The organism is Streptomyces sp. MUM 2J, assembly GCF_022414535.1.
Lineage (GTDB): Bacteria > Actinomycetota > Actinomycetes > Streptomycetales > Streptomycetaceae > Streptomyces.
Genome location: NZ_JADWYM010000033.1, coordinates 1 through 17,501 on the forward strand (window position 1 = coordinate 1; position 17,501 = coordinate 17,501).

Annotated in this window: 20 protein-coding genes; 15 read left to right on the forward strand and 5 right to left on the reverse strand. The window is 71.9% G+C overall.

Annotation, left to right across the window (positions count from 1 at the left end):
- Positions 1-63: 63 nt before the first annotated feature.
- The gene (locus I3F54_RS23300) at positions 64-471 is read right to left on the reverse strand and encodes an NUDIX hydrolase (RefSeq protein ID WP_240120881.1); all 408 of its coding nucleotides are present in this window, start codon (positions 469-471) and stop codon (positions 64-66) included.
- Positions 472-578: 107 nt separating this feature from the next.
- Here I3F54_RS23300 and I3F54_RS23305 point away from each other — a divergent pair, with 107 nt between their 5' ends.
- The 10 genes from I3F54_RS23305 to I3F54_RS23350 all read left to right on the forward strand — a co-directional run bounded on the left by I3F54_RS23305 (position 579) and on the right by I3F54_RS23350 (position 7,596).
- Entirely contained in the window at positions 579-1,367 is a 789-nt protein-coding gene (locus I3F54_RS23305; protein WP_240120803.1) for a GntR family transcriptional regulator, read from the forward strand.
- A 169-nt stretch (positions 1,368-1,536) separates the two neighbouring features.
- Positions 1,537-1,893: a hypothetical protein gene (locus tag I3F54_RS23310; protein WP_240120804.1), complete on the forward strand. Its 357-nt coding sequence runs from the start codon at positions 1,537-1,539 to the stop codon at positions 1,891-1,893.
- Entirely contained in the window at positions 1,893-3,269 is a 1,377-nt protein-coding gene (locus I3F54_RS23315; protein WP_240120805.1) for an FtsK/SpoIIIE domain-containing protein, read from the forward strand. The genes I3F54_RS23310 and I3F54_RS23315 overlap by 1 nt, the downstream gene beginning before the upstream one ends.
- Before the next feature lie 85 nt (positions 3,270-3,354).
- Positions 3,355-3,978 (forward strand): DUF2637 domain-containing protein, encoded by a 624-nt coding sequence (locus I3F54_RS23320; RefSeq protein ID WP_240120806.1) that lies wholly within the window; start codon positions 3,355-3,357, stop codon positions 3,976-3,978.
- A gap of 13 nt (positions 3,979-3,991) precedes the next feature.
- Complete coding sequence (locus tag I3F54_RS23325) at positions 3,992-4,183, forward strand: mobile element transfer protein (RefSeq protein WP_240120807.1); 192 nt, start codon at positions 3,992-3,994, stop codon at positions 4,181-4,183.
- A 16-nt stretch (positions 4,184-4,199) separates the two neighbouring features.
- Positions 4,200-4,394 carry a hypothetical protein gene (locus tag I3F54_RS23330; RefSeq protein WP_240120808.1) on the forward strand — a complete coding sequence of 65 codons (195 nt, stop codon included), beginning with the start codon at positions 4,200-4,202 and terminating at the stop codon, positions 4,392-4,394.
- Positions 4,395-4,416: 22 nt separating this feature from the next.
- The gene (locus I3F54_RS23335) at positions 4,417-4,662 is read left to right on the forward strand and encodes a SpdD protein (RefSeq protein ID WP_240120882.1); all 246 of its coding nucleotides are present in this window, start codon (positions 4,417-4,419) and stop codon (positions 4,660-4,662) included.
- A gap of 171 nt (positions 4,663-4,833) precedes the next feature.
- Positions 4,834-6,126, forward strand: a complete 1,293-nt coding sequence (locus tag I3F54_RS23340) for a replication initiator (protein WP_240120884.1) — start codon at positions 4,834-4,836, stop codon at positions 6,124-6,126.
- Positions 6,119-6,352 (forward strand): AlpA family transcriptional regulator, encoded by a 234-nt coding sequence (locus I3F54_RS23345; RefSeq protein WP_240120809.1) that lies wholly within the window; start codon positions 6,119-6,121, stop codon positions 6,350-6,352. Before I3F54_RS23340 ends, I3F54_RS23345 begins: the two co-directional genes overlap by 8 nt.
- Entirely contained in the window at positions 6,352-7,596 is a 1,245-nt protein-coding gene (locus tag I3F54_RS23350; RefSeq protein ID WP_240120810.1) for a tyrosine-type recombinase/integrase, read from the forward strand. The genes I3F54_RS23345 and I3F54_RS23350 overlap by 1 nt, the downstream gene beginning before the upstream one ends.
- A gap of 80 nt (positions 7,597-7,676) precedes the next feature.
- Here the strand turns inward: I3F54_RS23350 and I3F54_RS23355 are convergent, their stop codons facing one another.
- The gene (locus I3F54_RS23355) at positions 7,677-8,438 is read right to left on the reverse strand and encodes a phosphoglyceromutase (protein WP_240120811.1); all 762 of its coding nucleotides are present in this window, start codon (positions 8,436-8,438) and stop codon (positions 7,677-7,679) included.
- A gap of 175 nt (positions 8,439-8,613) precedes the next feature.
- Here I3F54_RS23355 and I3F54_RS23360 point away from each other — a divergent pair, with 175 nt between their 5' ends.
- Positions 8,614-9,888 carry an MFS transporter gene (locus I3F54_RS23360; RefSeq protein WP_240120812.1) on the forward strand — a complete coding sequence of 425 codons (1,275 nt, stop codon included), beginning with the start codon at positions 8,614-8,616 and terminating at the stop codon, positions 9,886-9,888.
- Here I3F54_RS23360 and I3F54_RS23365 read toward each other — a convergent pair.
- On the reverse strand, positions 9,863-10,351 hold the full coding sequence (locus I3F54_RS23365) for a DUF2000 family protein (protein WP_374205957.1): 489 nt from the start codon (positions 10,349-10,351) through the stop codon (positions 9,863-9,865). The two genes, I3F54_RS23360 and I3F54_RS23365, sit on opposite strands and share 26 nt — an antisense overlap.
- Between I3F54_RS23365 and I3F54_RS23370 the strand changes: the two genes are divergently transcribed.
- Positions 10,350-11,156: an AraC family transcriptional regulator gene (locus tag I3F54_RS23370; RefSeq protein ID WP_240120814.1), complete on the forward strand. Its 807-nt coding sequence runs from the start codon at positions 10,350-10,352 to the stop codon at positions 11,154-11,156. The two genes, I3F54_RS23365 and I3F54_RS23370, sit on opposite strands and share 2 nt — an antisense overlap.
- A 177-nt stretch (positions 11,157-11,333) precedes the next feature.
- Here the strand turns inward: I3F54_RS23370 and I3F54_RS23375 are convergent, their stop codons facing one another.
- Together I3F54_RS23375 and mshA are read right to left on the reverse strand one after the other, a co-directional pair.
- On the reverse strand, positions 11,334-11,849 hold the full coding sequence (locus I3F54_RS23375) for a YbjN domain-containing protein (RefSeq protein WP_240120815.1): 516 nt from the start codon (positions 11,847-11,849) through the stop codon (positions 11,334-11,336).
- A complete protein-coding gene (gene mshA, locus I3F54_RS23380; protein ID WP_240120816.1) occupies positions 11,842-13,179 on the reverse strand; it encodes a D-inositol-3-phosphate glycosyltransferase in 1,338 nt (445 codons plus the stop codon). Before mshA ends, I3F54_RS23375 begins: the two co-directional genes overlap by 8 nt.
- Before the next feature lie 380 nt (positions 13,180-13,559).
- On the opposite strand from mshA, the gene I3F54_RS23385 reads away from it, so the two are divergent.
- The 3 genes from I3F54_RS23385 to I3F54_RS23395 all read left to right on the forward strand — a co-directional run bounded on the left by I3F54_RS23385 (position 13,560) and on the right by I3F54_RS23395 (position 17,458).
- Entirely contained in the window at positions 13,560-14,378 is an 819-nt protein-coding gene (locus I3F54_RS23385; protein WP_240120817.1) for a class I SAM-dependent methyltransferase, read from the forward strand.
- A 322-nt stretch (positions 14,379-14,700) separates the two neighbouring features.
- Positions 14,701-15,810: a C40 family peptidase gene (locus tag I3F54_RS23390; RefSeq protein WP_240120818.1), complete on the forward strand. Its 1,110-nt coding sequence runs from the start codon at positions 14,701-14,703 to the stop codon at positions 15,808-15,810.
- 343 nt (positions 15,811-16,153) lie between these two features.
- Positions 16,154-17,458 (forward strand): PP2C family protein-serine/threonine phosphatase, encoded by a 1,305-nt coding sequence (locus I3F54_RS23395; protein ID WP_240120819.1) that lies wholly within the window; start codon positions 16,154-16,156, stop codon positions 17,456-17,458.
- Positions 17,459-17,501: the final 43 nt, after the last annotated feature.

A 17,501-nucleotide genomic window follows, 5' to 3' on the forward strand; every position in this document is an offset into this window, starting at 1 on the left:
TACGCGGTGCCGTGATCTGGATCCGCAGCCTCCGACCAACATGATCCGAACCTGGAACAGGCCCTAGACGAGTTTCACGCCGTCGTGGGCGCGTATAGCTGGCGGGGACACCGCGTCGAGTGCGTCCAGGACGCGGATCGCGTACGCCTCGTCGGCAAGCTCGGTGACCTCTTCGCGGGTGGCCCAGCGCAATGCGCGGGTCTCGTCACCGGTGGTGGGCGTGCCGTCGGCGGCCTCGCAGCGGAAGACCATGGAGACGATCAAGCCCGTCATGTTCTTGTAGACGCCGGTCAGGGTCGCGGGAAGTGCGATCTTGATGCCGGTCTCTTCGAGGACCTCGCGTTGGAGGGCCTCGGGGATGGTCTCCGCGCGTTCGAGGACGCCGCCCGGGGGCTCCCACTTGCCGTTGTCGCGGCGCTGGATCAAGAGGGCCCGGCCGCGGGCGTCGACGACGACCCCGGCCACGCTCACGGAGTGCGGGCGTTCAGTGCTCACGTTCCTCGGCCCTCTCGGCTGGCTAGGCTCTCCACCGTAGCAACTTCACTCGCCCACTCGTCTAGATACCTAAAGGAGTACACGTGAGCCCTCTCCCTTCGGGCCTTCTCGGTGATCTCGACCCCACGAGCGATCGTGCGGTCTTCCGGCAGATCGCCGACCAGCTTCGCGAGGCCATCGACCGTGGGCGATTCCGCGAAGGCGAAAAGCTGCCGTCGGAGGCCGAACTCGTCGAGCACTACGGCGTGTCCCGGATGACGGTCCGGAACTCCTTCTCCGTCCTCACGGGTGAGGGCCTCGTGCACGCCGAGCACGGCAAGGGCGTGTTCGTCCGGCCGCGCCCGCCCGTGCGCCGTCTCGCCTCCGACCGGTTCGCCCGGCGGCACAGGGAGCAGGGGAAATCGGCGTTCATCGTCGAGGCCGACGCCGCCGGCAGTCACCCGCAGGTCGACAGTCTGGAGGTCAAGGAGGAGAAGGCCGGTCAGGACATCTCCACCCGGCTCGGGTCCGTGCGGCGGGTGCTGGTTCGCCGTCGGCGTTATCTGCTGGACGGGCGGCCTGTGGAGTTCGCCTCCTCGTATCTTCCGCTCGACATCGCACGCGGAACGCAGATCGCAGAGCCCAACCCCGGCCCTGGAGGTATCTATGCCCGCCTCGAAGAGCTGGGCCACCGCCTCGACCACTTCGAGGAGGAGATCCGCGCCCGGATGCCCTCGCCCGCGGAGGTCAAGACACTGCACCTCGCGGCCGGCGTGCCCGTGATCCATCTGATCCGGACCGCCTTCGACACAGAGGGGCGGCCGGTCGAGGTCTGCGACACGGTCATGGCGGCAGACGCATACGTGCTGTCGTACCAGCTCCCGGCGACGTGAGCGTATGACCGGCGGTGGTGCGCGGGGCTGGTTCTCCGAACTCGTACACCCCAACATGCTTACTCGTATAGACGAGTGGGCAAGTTGTGTGGCAAGGTGGTTAGCGTGATCCCGGGAATCGGGTTCGCACGACGCATCTTGTATAGACGAGTAGATGGGAGAGTGTGCCTTGCGCACCATCCGTGTGGAGACCTCGGCGGCGACGATCCTGCTCACCGAGGCCCCTGAACCCAAGGTCCGCGACCGGCAGACGGGCGAGATCGCCAAGGACGCCGTGAGCGGAGAGGCCCTGATGACGATCGGTGTCGTCCACATCGAGGACGGGGAGTCGTCCCTGATCAAGGTCACCGTCCCGGAGAGCGGGGTCTCCGAAGGGCTGGTCCTCGGCTCGCCCGTTTCGCTGCCGGGGCTCGTCGCCCGGCCGTGGGAGAGCGTGTTCAACGGGCAGCAGCGCCACGGCATCGCCTACCGCGCCGCCGCCGTCACCCCGGCCGCCTTCCCGGCTGCCATGGGGGCAACCGCCTGATGACCGATCTCGCGACGCTCCTGGAGGTGGGTGGTCCTGTCGCCGCGCTCGGCGGTGGGGCCGCCTACACCCGGGCCAGGCACCCGGGCGTCTACTGGTCCGCGGTCGGCCTCCCGTTATCCACGGTCCGACTGCTCAGCTCGTACAGCGCGGTCATGGAAGCCTGCGGCCTGACCGTGGCGCCGTCCCGGCTTCGCGTCCTCGCCCTCAAGGCGACCACGCGACGGGAGATTCGGGCCGTTCCACCACGCCGCGGCATCATCCGGCCCACGACGACCGGCCTGCGCCTTCGGCTCCGTCTCGCCCCCGGACAGGAACCCGCCGACGTCGCCGCCTCGGCCGAACGGCTACGTCACGCCTGGGGTGTTCACGCCGTGTACGTCACCACTGTCAGGCCCGGCGTCGTCGAACTGCGACTCGTCGGGTACGACGTGCTGCGGCGCGTACGGATGCCCCGCAAAGCCGACCACGAGTTCCTGAAAGTGCCGGTCGCGCTGCGGGAGGACGCCACGCCCTTCGTGCGCGACTACCGGACCGTGCCACACGGACTCGTCCTCGGAGCAACGCTGTCCGGCAAGTCCATGTACCTGCGCCACCTCATCTCCGGGCTCGCCCCTCAACCCGTGGCCCTTGTGGGCATCGACTGCAAGCGTGGCGTGGAGCTGGCGCCCTTCGCCGCACGTCTGTCCGCACTGGCGACCGACCCGGACGAAGCGGCCGAGCTGCTGCCCGTGCTGGTCGGGGAAATGGAGGACCGGTACGACCTGATCAGGGCCCGGCAGGGCATCGCGCCCGGTACCCCGGACGAGGAGATCACCTCCGACATCTGGGGCCTGCCCGAGGACGAACGGCCCGTGCCCATCGTGCTGTTCGTGGACGAGGTGGCCGAACTCTTCCTCACCGCCACCAAGAAGGACGAGGAACGCCGGGACGAGATGGTCACCCAGCTCATCCGCCTCGCCCAACTCGGCCGCGCCGCCGGCATCTACCTGGAAGTGTGCGGGCAACGCTTCGGTGCCGAACTCGGCAAGGGAGCCACCATGCTCCGCGCCCAACTGACCGGCCGCGTCTGCCATCGCGTCAACGACGAAGCCTCCGCCAAGATGGCCCTCGGAGACATCGCCCCGGAAGCAGTGGCCGCCGCCTGCGCCATCGCACCCGAATGTCCCGGCCTCGCCGTCGCGGGGGACACGTCCGGCGGCTGGTCCCGCATCCGCACCCCCTACCTCTCACTCGGCGCCGCCGCCGACGTCTGCCGCAAGTCGGCCGACCTGGTACCCGACATCCCCGCGCTCAAGTCGTTCCGGCCCAACATCCCCGTACAGACGGCCAAGACGCCGGGCAGGGCTGTTCAGCCGGACCCTGTGACCAGCTGACCTGCACCCACACCTCACGGTCGGCGTGACCGCCTTGTGCCACGCCCCTGCCCCTCCCCTGCCTGAACCCGGAAGGAGCCGCACCATGCGCGCCCAACTGGCCCGCATCGACGCGGTGTTCGTCCAGGCGCTCATCGCCGCCGCGCTGTCCTTCGCCCACCTGCACGATGTCGCCTCGGCGGCCGGACAGGACGGATGGAAAGCCTGGGCCTACCCCATCTCGGTCGACCTGCTCCTCGTCGCCGCCTGGCGCCGACTCCGCACCGGCAACACGAAGGCCGCCGCCTGGAGCTGGTTCGTCATCGCGCTCGCGGCGTCCCTCGGCGCGAACATCGCCACCGCCGGGCTGCTCGACATGCACCACGTGCCGGCCTGGCTGCGCATCCTCGTCGCCGGTTGGCCCGCGGTCGCCTTCCTCGGCGGAACCCTCCTCGCCCACACCGCCCCGGCGGCAGCCGACGAGATCGGTCGGGCCGACGACGACCAAGAGGAGGCCTCCAAAGCGTCGCCCGAGGAGCCCTCTCGACCGGTCACCGAGACGGCTCCCGTACCTCCAGCCGTAACGGTCCCGGCCGCTCTGCTCGACCATGCGCGCAAGGTCGCCACCGAGCACCGCACCCGCACGGGCGCCTCCATCGACAGCGCGACCCTCCGCACCCGGCTCGGGGTTCCCGTGCCCATGGCCGAAGCCATCGCCGCCCAGCTCTGACAGGAGAACGACCGTGACCGCCAACCGCCGCTTCCGCGACGTCACCCGCATCGGTCCCGTCCAGGTCGCCACCTCGTACGACAACCGGGGCCGCGAGAAGCACACCGCCGCCTGCACCGCCCCGCGCTGCGGCTTCTCCGCCGACTACGACAGCCGTGCCGCCGCCGAACTCGCCGCCCGCACACACCGCTGTCCCGTCCGCTGAAAGGATCCCGAACGCCGTGACCGTCAGCCTGCCGCTCGTCTTCGTCCTCGGCTTCTTCGTCTGGGGAGCGATCAAGTTCCTCGGCATCCGACCCTGGATCGTCGTCCTGATCGCCCTCTTCGGCTTCTGGCTCTCGCACACCTTCTTCGCCCCCGCCATCGAGTCCGGCACGCGTACCGGCGTGACCGTCGTAAACGGCTCACATGCCTAGACGAGTAGATAAAGAGATCGCCGTGTTCCTGCCGAAGTACCCCGGCAACCCCACCCCGCTGCCCGCGCACACCCATGCCACGACCGACCCGGCGCCTGTCCGACGGGGCCTGCCGGCGATCTCCATCAGCACCGGAGCCGTGGTGGCGGTCCTCACGGGCGGAGTGGTCCTCACCGCTCTCCTGGCCGCCGTCGCCGTCTCGGCCGTCTCCGTGGCCATCGCCGCCGTGGTCCTGCGCTCCCTGCTCCGCGAACACAAGCGGCGCTGATCAACGACTCCGGTCCTCCGGGACGGCGGGACACGGCCAGCATCTGCCGCCCCGGAGGCCATCACACCCCTGACCGAGCCAGTCAGAAGGAGCACAGTCATCCTCGCCCGCAGCACACCGCCCCCGCTCACGGAACTCGCCAACCTCGCCGCAGGCGGCGCCCTCCCGGGTATCCTCCGCCAACTCTCCGGCCACGGAGGCTGCACCCAACCGATCCGCCTCGACGGCCACCGCACCGAGTACGACGTCGACACGGCAACCGGCGAGATCGGCCGCATCCTCCGTCACCTCGACTCGACCGAACTGCCAGCGGGCCAGCTTCTCGTCCGCTGCAACAACCGCCGTACCACCCGCTGCCCGGCCTGCGCGGAGGTCTACCGCCGCGACACCTTCCACCTGATCACCGCCGGACTGCGCGGCGGCAAGGGCACTTCGGAACACGTCGCCACGCACCCTCGCGTCTTCGCCACCTTCACCGCCCCCAGCTTCGGCCCTGTCCACAACCGCCCCACCGGCCCGGCCGGGGCGGCCCGCCCTTGCCGCTGCCGCACCATTCACGACCAGGACGACGACACACTCGGCACCGCACTCGACCCGGACACCTACGACTACGAAGCCGCCGTCCTCTGGAACGCGCACGCAGGCTCCCTCTGGCGGCGCTTCTCGATCTACCTACGCCGAGAGGTCGCCAAGCGCGCAGGTCTGCCCCAACGTCGACTCCACGAACACGCGCGCGTGTCCTTCGCCAAGGTCGCCGAGTACCAGAAGCGCGGTGCAGTCCACTTCCACGCGGTCATCCGCCTCGACGGTCCCCAAGGCGGCGACACCACTCCCCCGGCCTGGGCCACCCCCGAGCTGCTGACCGACGCCATCAGTACCGCCGCCGCCAAGGTCCGCGTGGACGGGCCGTCCGTCGACGGACGCGCCCACACCTTCGCCTTCGGCCGCCAACTCGACGTCCGCATGATCCGGTCCGCCGACTTCGACGACGGTCGGGAGCTGACCGAACGGGCCGTCGCCGCCTACATCGCCAAGTACGCCACCAAGGGCGCCGAGACCGCGACGGGAGCTCTCGACCGGCCCCTGAAGTTCGCCGCCGAACTCGCCCAGCTCGACATCAGCGACCACGCCCGCCGCCTCATCCGCACCGCCTGGACCCTCGGCGCCCGCAAGGACCTCGCACACCTCCGCCTGCGCGCTTGGTCCCACATGCTTTGCTTCCGCGGCCACTTCTCCACCAAGTCCCGCCGCTACTCGACCACCCTCGGCGCCCTCCGTGACGCGCGCGCCGCATGGCGCCGCGCACAAGCCGCAGCAGCCAACGGCCCCGCCCAGGAGCCGGAGACGACGTACGTCCTCGCCCACTGGGTCTTCGCCGGTACCGGCCTGTCCGACGTCGAAGCCTGGCTTGCCGCGTCCCTCGAACCAGCCCCCGGAACGGAAGGAGAACCCACCCGTGGCTGACCGACGCAGCACAGTGGCGGAAGCCGCACCGCGCCCCCTGCCCACGCGGTTCCTGACTCCTGACGACCTGGTGGAGATGTTCGACCTGCCCAGCGTCGAGACGGTCTACCAGTGGCGCCGTAGGCGCACCGGTCCTCGCGGCTTCCGGGTCGGCCGGCACCTGCGATTCGATCCGGACGACGTACGCGCCTGGGTGGAGTCCCAGATCAAGGGGGTCGCTGCCTGATGGCCGGACACATCCAAGACCGCTGGTACAAGGAAGAGAAGGGGGCGGACGGCAGGACTCGCAGAGTCAAGACCGAGCGCTACGGCTCGGGCATGCGCTACCGCGCCCGCTACGTGGGCCCGGACGGCACCGAGAAGTCCAAGAGCTTCCCCGACCGTCAGAAGCGGCTCGCCGAGCAGTGGCTCTCGCAGACCGAAGCGGACATGACGCGGGGGCAGTACATCGACCCCCGCGCGGCCCGGATCACCTTCCAGCAGTACTCCGAGAAGTGGGTGACCCACGCGCCGGACCCGAACACGCAGGCTTCGATGGAGTCTCAGCTTCGGTTGCACGCCTACCCCCACCTGGGGTCGCGCCCCCTCGGCTCCTTCCAGCCCGCTCACATCCGCGATTGGGTGCGACAGCTCCAGGAGAACGGCGTCCGCGGCTCGTATGCCCGGACGATCTACTCCAACGTGCGCGCCGCCCTCAGCGCGGCCGTGGACGACGGGCACCTTCCCCGGAACCCGTGCGCCGCCCGCTCAGTCCGTCCACCGACTGTGGACAACAAACGCGTCGCGCCCTGGCCGCCGGAACGGGTCTTCGCCGTCCGGGCCGGCATGCCCGAGCGCTACCAAGCCATGGTCGACCTGGGCGGCGGCTGCGGCCTTCGGCAAGGCGAGATCCTGGGCGTGGCCGTCGACGCGATCGGCTTCGAGTCGGACACCCTCCACGTGGTCCAGCAGCTCAAGCTGAGTCGCAGCAAGCCGGTCTTCGCCCCGCCGAAGGGTGGCAAGCTCCGGGACGTACCGCTCCCCTGTCCAGTCGCTGACGCCCTGCGGACCCATATGAAGCGGTTCCCGCCGGTCGAGATCACCTTGCCGTGGAAGGTGGCGGACGGGCCTCCGGTGACCAAGCGGCTGGTCTTCACCGGACCGCGCGGCGGGCACGTCTGGCGTACGTCGCTCAACGAGGAGGTGTGGAAGCGCGCCCTCGCCTCGGTCGGCGTGATCCCCGAGCGGAAGCCGGGCGGGTCGTACGCCGGGTCCCGCGAGAACGGCATGCACGCCCTCCGCCACTTCTACGCCTCAGTGCTCCTGGACGCCGGAGAGAACATCAAGGCCCTCGCCGAGTACCTCGGCCACTCCGGCCCCGGCCTGACGCTCCGCGTGTACGCGCACCTCATGCCGTCGAGCCAGGAGCGCACGCGCAAGGCGGTCGCCTCCGTCTTCGACACGGCCCAGTCGGCCAGGCCCGGCACCTGACGGCCCAGAGACGGCCCAGAGGCAGCGAAAAGCCCCCTCCCAGCGGAGAACCCGCAGGCAGGGGGCTTGCGCGTGGGCGGTTACTTCTTCTTGCCCTGGTTCTTGACCGCTTCGATCGCGGCCGCGGCCGCGTCCGGGTCCAGGTACGTGCCACCCGGCGCGACCGGCTTGAAGTCGGCGTCGAGCTCGTAGGACAGGGGGATGCCCGTGGGGATGTTCAGGCCCGCGATGTCGGCGTCGGAGATACCGTCGAGGTGCTTGACCAGGGCACGCAGGGAGTTGCCGTGCGCGGCGACGAGGACCGTGCGGCCCGCCAGGAGGTCGGGGACGATGCCGTCGTACCAGTAGGGGAGCATGCGGAACACCACGTCCTGGAGGCACTCCGTGTTCGGGCGCAGCTCCGGCGGGATCGTGGCGTAGCGGGCGTCGTGCGCCTGGGAGTACTCGGCGTCGTCGGCGAGGGGCGGCGGCGGGGTGTCGTAGGAGCGGCGCCACAGCATGAACTGCTCCTCACCGAACTCGGCGAGGGTCTGGGCCTTGTCCTTGCCCTGGAGGGCGCCGTAGTGGCGCTCGTTCAGGCGCCAGGAGCGGTGGACGGGGATCCAGTGGCGGTCGGCGGACTCCAGCGCGAGCTGGGCGGTGCGGATCGCGCGCTTCTGCAGGGAGGTGTGGACGACGTCGGGGAGCAGGCCGGCGTCCTTGAGCAGCTCGCCGCCGCGCGTCGCCTCCTTCTCGCCCTTCGCGGTCAGGTTGACGTCCACCCAGCCGGTGAACAGGTTCTTCTCGTTCCACTCGCTCTCGCCGTGACGGAGGAGGATCAGCTTGTACGGTGCGTCGGCCATGCGTATGAGCGTAATCGACGGCTCTGGGCGGCGGCGCCGGCGCTCACAGGGCGGACTTCCGCCCCGCTCCGGGCCGGGGCCGTTAATCGAGTGGTCTTCGTGAGCTTCCTCTCGTAAGTTGTGCCTGCCGCTTGCGCCACTTACTCGCTCTGCCACACGCACGGGGGTCCCGCTCATGTCACCCGCCTCCCTCAGACGCACCGCCCGGGAGTCCGTCTCCGGGCTCCCCCGGGAGTTCTGGTGGCTGTGGACCAGCACTCTCGTCAACCGGCTGGGGTCCTTCGTCGCCACGTTCATGGCGCTCTACCTCACCCTCGACCGCGGTGCCTCCGCCTTCTACGCCGGTCTCGTCGCCTCCCTCCACGGACTGGGCGGCGTCGTCTCCGCGCTCGGCGGCGGGGTGATGGCGGACCGGCTGGGCCGGCGGCCCACCATGCTCGTCGCGCAGGTGGCGACCGCGGGGTCCGTGGCGCTCCTCGGGCTCGTGCGGGACCCGGTGGCGATCGCGGCGGTCGCGTTCGCCGTCGGCATGGCCTCCAACGCCTCCCGGCCGGCCGTGCAGGCGATGATGGCGGACATCGTGCGGCCCGAGGACCGGGTGCGGGCGTTCTCGTTGAACTACTGGGCGATCAACCTGGGTTTCGCCGTGTCGTCCATGGCCGCTGGGTTCATCGCCGAGTTCAGCTATCTCGCCGGCTTCCTCGCCGAGGCCGGGATGACGCTCGTCTGCGCCCTCGTCGTCTTCTTCAAGGTGCCCGAGTCCCGGCCGGGCCCGGAGCACGCCGAGGCGGCCGGAGACGGCTCCGTGCGGCTGTCCACCGTGCTCGCCGACCGGCGGTTCATGGGCGTCGTCGGGTTGTCGTTCCTCGTGGCGCTGGTCTTCCAGCAGGGGTCGGTGGGCCTGCCCGTCGCGATGGGCGCGGCCGGCTTCACGCCCGCCGACTACGGCTTCGCCATCGCCGTCAACGGCGTCCTCATCGTCGCCCTGCAGATCCCGGTGACCCGGTTCATCGAGCACCGCGATCCGCGGCGGCTGCTCGTGGTGTCCTCGCTGCTCGCCGGGTACGGCTTCGGGCTCACCGCCTTCGCCGGATCCGTCGGCGTCTTCGCGCTGACCGTCTGCGTGTGGACCCTGGCGGAGATCGTCAACGCGCCCACACAGACCGGGCTCGTCGTCCGGCTCTCCCCCGCCCGGGGCCGCGGGCGGTACCAGGGCATGTACACCATGTCGTGGTCCGTCGCCGGGCTCGTCGCCCCGCTGATGTCCGGCACCGTCATCGACCGGTTCGGATCCGCCTGGCTGTGGGGGCTCACCGCGGCCGTGGGAACGGTGGCGGGCGTCGGGTACGCGCTGCTCATGCGGCGGCTGCCGGCCGAGGGCGTCGAGGGCGCGGTCCGGCGGACGCCCCCGGCCGCCGCACCCGTCACGGATGCATCCGCGACCCCTTGAGCACCTTGTCCACCGCGTTCCGCGGGCCGTGGACGGCCAGTCCCACCAGGTCCAGTTCCTCCGTCGGCACGGCCCGCACCGCCGCCCGGTTGTCCCGGTCGTTGCCCGTGCCGAAGAGGTCGGCGGTGAACACGGCGCGCGGGAGCGCGCGGGAGAGCACGCGCGCGTGCGCCGCCCTCAGCGTCTCCGCGGTGCCCTCGAAGACCAGCACCGGCTGCCGGAACATCGGCAGGTAGCCCACCCCGTCCGCGTCCACGTACGGCTCTCCGATCACCTCGGGGGCCGCCGTGCCGAGGCCGCTGACCAGGAAGGCGGTGACGTTCAGGCGCTGCCAGGGTTCGAGGTCCGCGCGCAGCAGGACGGCGATCTTCGTGTCGAAGCGGATGCCGGACGGCGTGGGTTCATCGGTCATGCCGGCAGCCTGCCGGCCGTCGTGCGGCTGCGTCTTGTACGTTCTTTGCATGGCCGCCGGGCAGCATGTCGCCGCGTGGCGCCCGCGCGTCCCGGGCGTCTCGGAGGTCTTCCACGCCCGCTTCACCGAGTACGCCTATCCGATGCACGTCCACGAGGCGTGGACGCTGCTCATCGTGGACGCCGGGGCAGTGCGGTACGACCTGGACCGGCACGAGCACGGCACCCCGTACGACACGGTCACGCTGCTGCCGCCGCACGTGCCGCACAACGGCTCGTCCGCCACCGAGGGCGGCTTCCGCAAGCGGGTGCTGTACCTCGACGGCCGGCTTCTGCCCACGACGCTGATCGGGGCCGCGGTCGACCGGCCCGATCTGCGGGACCCGCTGCTGCGGCGCCGGGTGGCACAGGTGCACGCCGCTCTGACCGGGCCCGGCGACGAACTGGCGGCGGAGAGCAGGCTGACCCTCGTCGGGGAGCGGCTGCGGGAGCACCTGAGCCCGCGGGCCGCCGCCACGCCCCCGCGCCGCGATCCGGTGCTCGCCCGGCGGCTGCGCGAGCTGCTCGACGCGCGGGTCGTCGAGAGGGTCACCCTGGCGGAAGCCTCCGCCGTCCTTCAGGCCCATCCCGCCCATCTGGTGCGGGCGTTCAGCGGCGCCTACGGCATCGCACCGCACCAGTACCTGACCTCGCGGCGGGTCGACCGGGCCCGGCGGCTGCTGCTGGACGGGCTCCCGCCGGCAGAGACGGCCGCCGCGACGGGCTTCCACGACCAGGCCCACCTCACCCGCCACTTCCGGAGGCTGGTCGGCGTGACGCCGGGCCGCTACCGGGACGGCGTGTCCCGCGCCGGCTGAGCCGGGGCTCCCACCGGCGTTCGGGGCAGGGGTGTCCGCCGGAACAGCAGCCGCTGCCGGAGCAGGGGTGCCAGCCGAAGGGCGGGCGTCAGCCGGTGCAGGGGCGTCAGCCGGTGCAGGGGCGTCAGCCGGTGCAGAGGCGTCAGCCGGTGCAGAGGCGTCCGCGGGAGCAGGGCGTCAGTCGGCCGGCCGGGTCAGGTGCCGGAACGCGTCCAGGTTCCGCGTCGGTTCCCCGCGCGAGACCCGCCACGCGTACTCCTTGCGGATCGCGGAGGCGAAACCCAGTTCCAGGAGGGTGTTGAAGGCGCCGTCCGCCGCTTCCAGGACCTGCCCCAGCAGACGGTCGATCTCGTCGGGGGTGACCGAGGCGAGGGGCAGGCGGGCGGTGACGTAGACGTCGCCGAGCCGGTCGACGGCGTAGGAGACGCCGTACAGCTTGAGGTTGCGTTCCAGCAGCCAGCGGTGGACGCCCGGCTCGTTCTCGTCGGGGTGACGGATGACGAAGGCGTTCAGGGACAGCGAGTGGCGGCCGACGACCAACTGCACGGTCGTGGACAGCTTGCGGGTGCCGGGCAGCTTGACGACGTAGGTGCCGGGCTGCGGGCTCTCCCAGTCCACTTCGGCGTCCTTCAGCGCGTCCTCGACGGTCCGCGCCGTCGACTCGGTCCGGTCGCCCTCTTCGACATCACCCATGGTGGGAGCGTACGCGACGGCGGTGGGCCTGCATCGCGGCCGTGTACACGTCGGCGGTGGCCGCGGCGGCGGTGTCCCAGCCGAAGGCCGTGGCGTGGCGGGCCGCGGCCGCCCCCATGCGGGGCGACATACCCGGATCGTCCGCGAACCGGGCCAGCACGCGCGCGTACGCCGCCGGATCGTGGCCCTGTACCAGGACGCCGGTCTCGCCGTCGCGGACCGCGACCGGCAGGCCGCCGACCGCGGCGGCCAGCACGGGCGTACCGGCGGCCTGGGCCTCTATGGCGACCAGCCCGAAGGACTCGCTGTAGGACGGGACGACGAGGACGGAGGCCGCCCGGAACCAGTCCGCGAGCCGGTCCTGCCCGACCGGCGGGTGGAAGCGGACGACGTCGGCGATGCCGAGGCGCGCGGCGAGCTTCTGCAGCCCTTCCGGCTTGGCGAGGCCGCTGCCGCTGGGGCCGCCGACGACCGGGACGACGACGCGCGGGCGCAGGTCCGGGCGTTCGTCCAGCAGGGCGGCGACCGCGCGCAGCAGCACGTCGGGGGCCTTCAGCGGTTGGATGCGTCCGGCGAACAGCGGGACCAGGGCGTCCTGCGGCAGGCCCAGGCGGGCGCGCGCGGCGGCGCGGCCGTCGGCCGGGCGGAAGCGGCCCAGGTTGACGCCCGGGTGGACGACGGCGGCCTTGGCCGGGTCGGCGGCGTAGTGCCGTACCAGTTCCTCCGACTCCTCGGCCGTGTTGGCGATCAGCCGGTCCGCCGCGGCGACGATCTGCGTCTCGCCGATGACGCGGGCGGCGGGCTCGGGGGTGTCGCCGTCGGCCAGATTGGCGTTCTTGACCTTGGCCATGGTGTGCATGGCGTGCACGAGCGGGACGCCCCAGCGCTGGGCGGCGAGCCAGCCCACGTGGCCGGAGAGCCAGTAGTGCGAGTGGACGAGGTCGTAGTGGCCGGGGCGGTGGCCGGCCCAGGCCTGCATCACACCGTGGGTGAAGGCGCACAGCTGGGCGGGCAGGTCCTCCTTGGCCAGGCCCTCGTAGGGGCCGGCGTCGACGTGGCGGACCAGGACGCCGGGGGCCAGATCGACGACCGGTGGCAGGGCCGCCGTGGTCGCGCGGGTGAAGACCTCGACCTCGATGTTGATCGCGGCGAGGCGCTGCGCGAGTTCGACGATGTATACGTTCATGCCGCCGGCGTCGCCCGTCCCGGGTTGGTGCAGCGGGGAGGTGTGCACCGAGAGCATGGCGACACGGCGCGGGCGGCGGTGCAGCCGGAGCCGTGAGGGGGTTGCCGGGGAGCGACGCCCGAGCCTGCTGACGTAGTGGCTCACGTGGCGGTCCTCCTTGCTGCGGGCATGCCGTTCGGAGGGCGTGCGGCGCCCTCCTCGGGGAGGAACAGCGGAGGGAGCCATTCCCATTCCGGGTGCCGGGATTTTTGCCGAGGCGTTACCCGATATCGGGCAACTGTTCGATAGCGGGTTGCGTCCCCGGGAGCCCTCCACACCCCCGGGCGTCCCGCGGGATACGGCGGCGGGGCCTCCGCGCGGGGAGGCGGCTCCGCGACCACGCCACCCACGGCGGCACCCCCGCGAGCGGTCTCCGCGGTCGCCCCACGACCGCGCTTCCGTGGCCAGGTCGCCGCCGCCGGGTCGCCGCGGCGTACCCCCCAAAGGGGCGGGCGCCCCGCCGTCGGCCGCATACCCTCGTATCCATGACATCCCGCACCGCTCCCCGCCCCGTGGGCACGGTCACGCGCGGGACGACCAACCCCAACCGGCTGCGCCGCATGGACCGCTGGATCGCGGCCGCGCACGGCGCAGAGCTGCGCCGCGCCGACGACCCCGTGGCCGTCGACCTCGGATACGGCGCCGCGCCCTGGACGGCCGTGGAACTGCTCGGACGGCTGCGGACGGCGGCGCCACGCGCACGGGTGGTCGGCATCGAGATCGAGCCGGCGCGGGTCGCGGCGGCCCGGCCCTTCGAGCGCGACGGCCTGGCCTTCCGGCACGGCGGCTTCGAGGTGCCCATGCCCGGGAGGCCGGTGCTGATCCGCGCGGCGAACGTCCTGCGGCAGTACGACGAGGACGCGGTCGCCGCGGTGTGGCGGCGGCTGTGCACCCGCCTGGCCCCGGCCGGGGACGGCTCCCGTGGCGGCCTGCTGGTGGAGGGGACCTGCGACGAGATCGGACGGCGGCACGTGTGGGTGGCACTCGGCCCCGAGGGACCCCGCACGGTCACCTTCGCCACCCGGCTCGGCTCGCTGGAACGCCCCTCCGACCTCGCCGAACGGCTGCCGAAGGCGCTGATCCACCGCAATGTGCCCGGCGAGCCCGTCCACGCCTTCCTGCGCGACTTCGACCGCGCCTGGGCCTCCGCGGCCCCCTACGCCTCCTACGGCGCCCGGCAGCGGTGGATCCGGACGGCGCGGGACCTGAGCGCCGACTGGCCGGTGACCGACGGGCCGTCGCGATGGCGTCAGGGCGAGGTGACGGTGGCCTGGACGGCACTGGCACCACTGCCTCGGCCCTGAGACACCGCGGGCCCCACCCCGCCGCCACGCCCCCGCGGCGTCGGGCACCCCACGCCCCGACCTCCGCGCAACCCGTCCCGCGCCCCTCCCCCACCGGGCCGGCCCGCGTCCCGGAATCGCGGCACCTATCCTGACCTGCGGGGAACGATCTCCGCACGTGGTACGTCACAGGGGCGGGGATCACGCCGTACCGGGCCGTGCCGCCCGGGAGCAGACAGCGCGCCTGCCATCGGAGCACTACCCCTGTCGCTTTCGACGCGAACATGGCACGATCCCCCAGGCACCGTATGTTACTGACGGTTAATCAGTTTGGGGGAGACCTATGGGTACGGCGGGCAAGCGCGGCCTGATCGCGGCGGCCGTCACCGTGGTCTGCGCGGTCACCGTACTGGCGGCACCGGGCGCGGCGTTCGCCGCTCCTTCCCCCGCACCGACGCCCTCCGCCACGCCCTCCGGCACACCCTCGGCCACACCCTCCGCCGCGCCCGCGTCGCCCAACAGGGACCTGGAGGCCGTCCGCAGGAAACTCGACGCCCTCTACCACGACGCGGCCGTGGCCACCGACGCCTACAACGCCGCCGCGGAGAAGGCGAAGCAGCAGTCCGCACAGATCGTCGAGCTGGCCAGGAAGATCGTCGCGGGGCAGGAGCGCCTGGACCGGCTGAAGGACCGGGCCGGCGCCGCCGCCCGGCAGCAGTACCGCAGCGGCGGCCTGCCGCCCGGGGCGCAGTTGGTGTTCAGCGACGACCCGCAGCACTTCCTCGACGGCGCGGGCAGGGTCATTCAGGGCCAGCGCGCAGCCAAGGCGCTGATCGAGGAAACGACGCGCACCCAGCAGGACTTGAAGCAGTACGCCGCGGACGCCTCCGCCCAGTGGCGGAAGCTGGAACAGAACCGCAAGGCCAAGGAAGCCGCCCGGGAGAAGGTCAAGAAGCAGATCGCCGAGGCGGAGAAGCTCGAATCCCGGCTGGAGCAACAGGAGAAGGAGCGCCTCGCCGAACTGGAGCGGCAGGCCGCGCTGAAGGCGCAGACGGCGTGGCTGGACACCGGCGTGCTGAAGGACGTCCAGGACAAGGCGTCCGACCAGGGCACGAAGGCCGTGCGGTACGCCACCGCACAGATGGGCAAGCCGTACGAATGGGGCGCCGAGGGGCCGAGGACCTATGACTGCTCGGGGCTGACCTCGCAGGCCTGGGCGCACGCCGGGCACCCCATTCCGCGTACCTCGCAGGAGCAGTGGAGACGGCTGAAGCACGTCGACGTCACGGACATGCGCCCGGGCGACCTGGTCATCTACTTCGGCGACGCCAGCCATGTGGGCCTGTACATCGGCGACGGAACGATCGTGCACGCCCCTCGCCCCGGGCGGACCGTGACGGTCACAGGGGCGGGCTCGATGCCGATCCTGGGCGTCGTCCGGCCGGACGCGTGACCGGCGGCACAGCCCGACACCCCATCGTGACCGGCGGCACACCCCAACACCCCACCCATGACCGGCGCCACACCCCGACGACCCGCCCGTGACCGGGGCCACGTGACTCACCGCACGTGGATCATCCGTCAAACCCCGCACCGGCGTGACCTTCGTCATCCCGGTACCGGCGTCGATCTGTCCAACTGCGTTGGCAAAAGCGGCATATGACCGGAGCCGGCCCGGCAGCGGGGTGGCTCACACCATTCCTTTACGGCGCCGGCACCCGCTAAGGTCCCCGTCGGTGAACCGAGGTCCCTCGGCTCCGCCGTGCCCTCGGGGGGAGGGAAGGAAACCGAAGACGATGCCCGTACCCATACCGCGGCCCAGGGCGATCCCGGCCGTGGAGAGTGGTCAGGCGCAGGTCGCCCACCCGGGCGGCCCTTCCAGGGAAGAGACCCCGCGCAAGGAAGCCAAGGTCGACAACAACGCCGCCACCAACCTGACACTGCTGCTGATCGAGGACGATCCCGGCGGCTCACCTATCGTGCCCGATCTGCTCGACACGACGGGCAAACCGATCCGTGTCCGCACCGCCCGCAACCTCACCGAGGCCGAGCGGCTGCTCACCGACGACGTCCACTGCATCCTGCTGGACCTCGCGCTGGCCGCGCCCGGCAGGGCGGAGGGCGGCGGGGACGAGCTGGCCGTGCTGCGGCACGTGCTGGAGCTCGCGCCCCGGCACGCCGTCCTCGCGCTGACCGCCTCCGGCGACGCCGAGCGCGGCGCCGAGGCCGTACGCGTCGGCGCCCAGGACTACCTGTTCCGGGACGAGCTGGACGGGTGGCTGCTGAGCCGTGCGATCCGCTACGCCGTTGAGCGGAAGCGGTCCGACACGGCCGAACGGAAGCTGGCCGAGGGCCGGCTGCGCGCGCAGGAGAACCGCCGCCTGGAGCGGGGCCTGCTGCCCACGCCCCTGCTGGACGGCTCCTCCCTGCGCTTCGCCGCCCGCTACCGTCCCGGCCGCTCGCGCGCCCTGCTGGGTGGTGACTTCTACGACACCGTCCGAACCCCCGACGGCACGGTGCACGCCATGATCGGCGACGTCTGCGGGCACGGCCCGGACGAGGCGGCGCTCGGCGTGGAGCTGCGGATCGCCTGGCGCGCGCTGACGCTCGCGGGACTGTGCGGCGACGAGTTGCTGAACACCCTCCAGCAGGTACTGGAGCACGAGCGCGGCGACGACGAGATCTTCGCGACCCTGTGCACGGTGGACATCGCGCCGGACGGCCGCCGCGCCGGCCTGTGCCTGGCGGGGCATCCCTCCCCGCTGATCGCGCGCCCCGGTCACCGCCCGCGTCTTCTGCCCTGCGACAACAACGGCCCCGCTCTCGGCCTGCTGCCCGGCGCCCGGTGGCCGCGGACGCAGGTGGAGCTGGGGGCCGAGTGGAGCCTGATGCTCTACACCGACGGCCTCATCGAGGGCCGGGTCGGCGAGGGCCGGGAGCGGCTGGGCCAGGAGGGCATGGTCGCGATGGTCGGCCGGCAGCTGGCTCAGGGACTGCGCGGCGAGGAACTGCTCCAGGCCGCGGTCAACGAGGTCCGCGAGCTGAACGGCGGCGAGCTGACGGACGACGTGGCCGTGGTCCTGCTGGACCGCGTGCCGTGACGCCCCGCTTCGGGCCCGCTCGGGCCCGGCGGACGGCGCCGGC

Excerpts from the sequence above, each read along its gene's own strand:
- I3F54_RS23370 (WP_240120814.1), top strand. The coding sequence starts at position 10,350 with ATGGCCGCCGGGCAGCATGTCGCCGCGTGGCGCCCGCGCGTCCCGGGC.
- I3F54_RS23350 (WP_240120810.1), top strand. The coding sequence starts at position 6,352 with ATGGCCGGACACATCCAAGACCGCTGGTACAAGGAAGAGAAGGGGGCG.
- I3F54_RS23355 (WP_240120811.1), bottom strand. The coding sequence starts at position 8,438 with ATGGCCGACGCACCGTACAAGCTGATCCTCCTCCGTCACGGCGAGAGC.
- I3F54_RS23315 (WP_240120805.1), top strand. The coding sequence starts at position 1,893 with ATGACCGATCTCGCGACGCTCCTGGAGGTGGGTGGTCCTGTCGCCGCG.
- I3F54_RS23390 (WP_240120818.1), top strand. The coding sequence starts at position 14,701 with ATGGGTACGGCGGGCAAGCGCGGCCTGATCGCGGCGGCCGTCACCGTG.
- I3F54_RS23365 (WP_374205957.1), bottom strand. The coding sequence starts at position 10,351 with ATGCAAAGAACGTACAAGACGCAGCCGCACGACGGCCGGCAGGCTGCC.
- I3F54_RS23320 (WP_240120806.1), top strand. The coding sequence starts at position 3,355 with ATGCGCGCCCAACTGGCCCGCATCGACGCGGTGTTCGTCCAGGCGCTC.
- I3F54_RS23360 (WP_240120812.1), top strand. The coding sequence starts at position 8,614 with ATGTCACCCGCCTCCCTCAGACGCACCGCCCGGGAGTCCGTCTCCGGG.
- I3F54_RS23375 (WP_240120815.1), bottom strand. The coding sequence starts at position 11,849 with ATGGGTGATGTCGAAGAGGGCGACCGGACCGAGTCGACGGCGCGGACC.
- I3F54_RS23385 (WP_240120817.1), top strand. The coding sequence starts at position 13,560 with ATGACATCCCGCACCGCTCCCCGCCCCGTGGGCACGGTCACGCGCGGG.
- I3F54_RS23395 (WP_240120819.1), top strand. The coding sequence starts at position 16,154 with ATGCCCGTACCCATACCGCGGCCCAGGGCGATCCCGGCCGTGGAGAGT.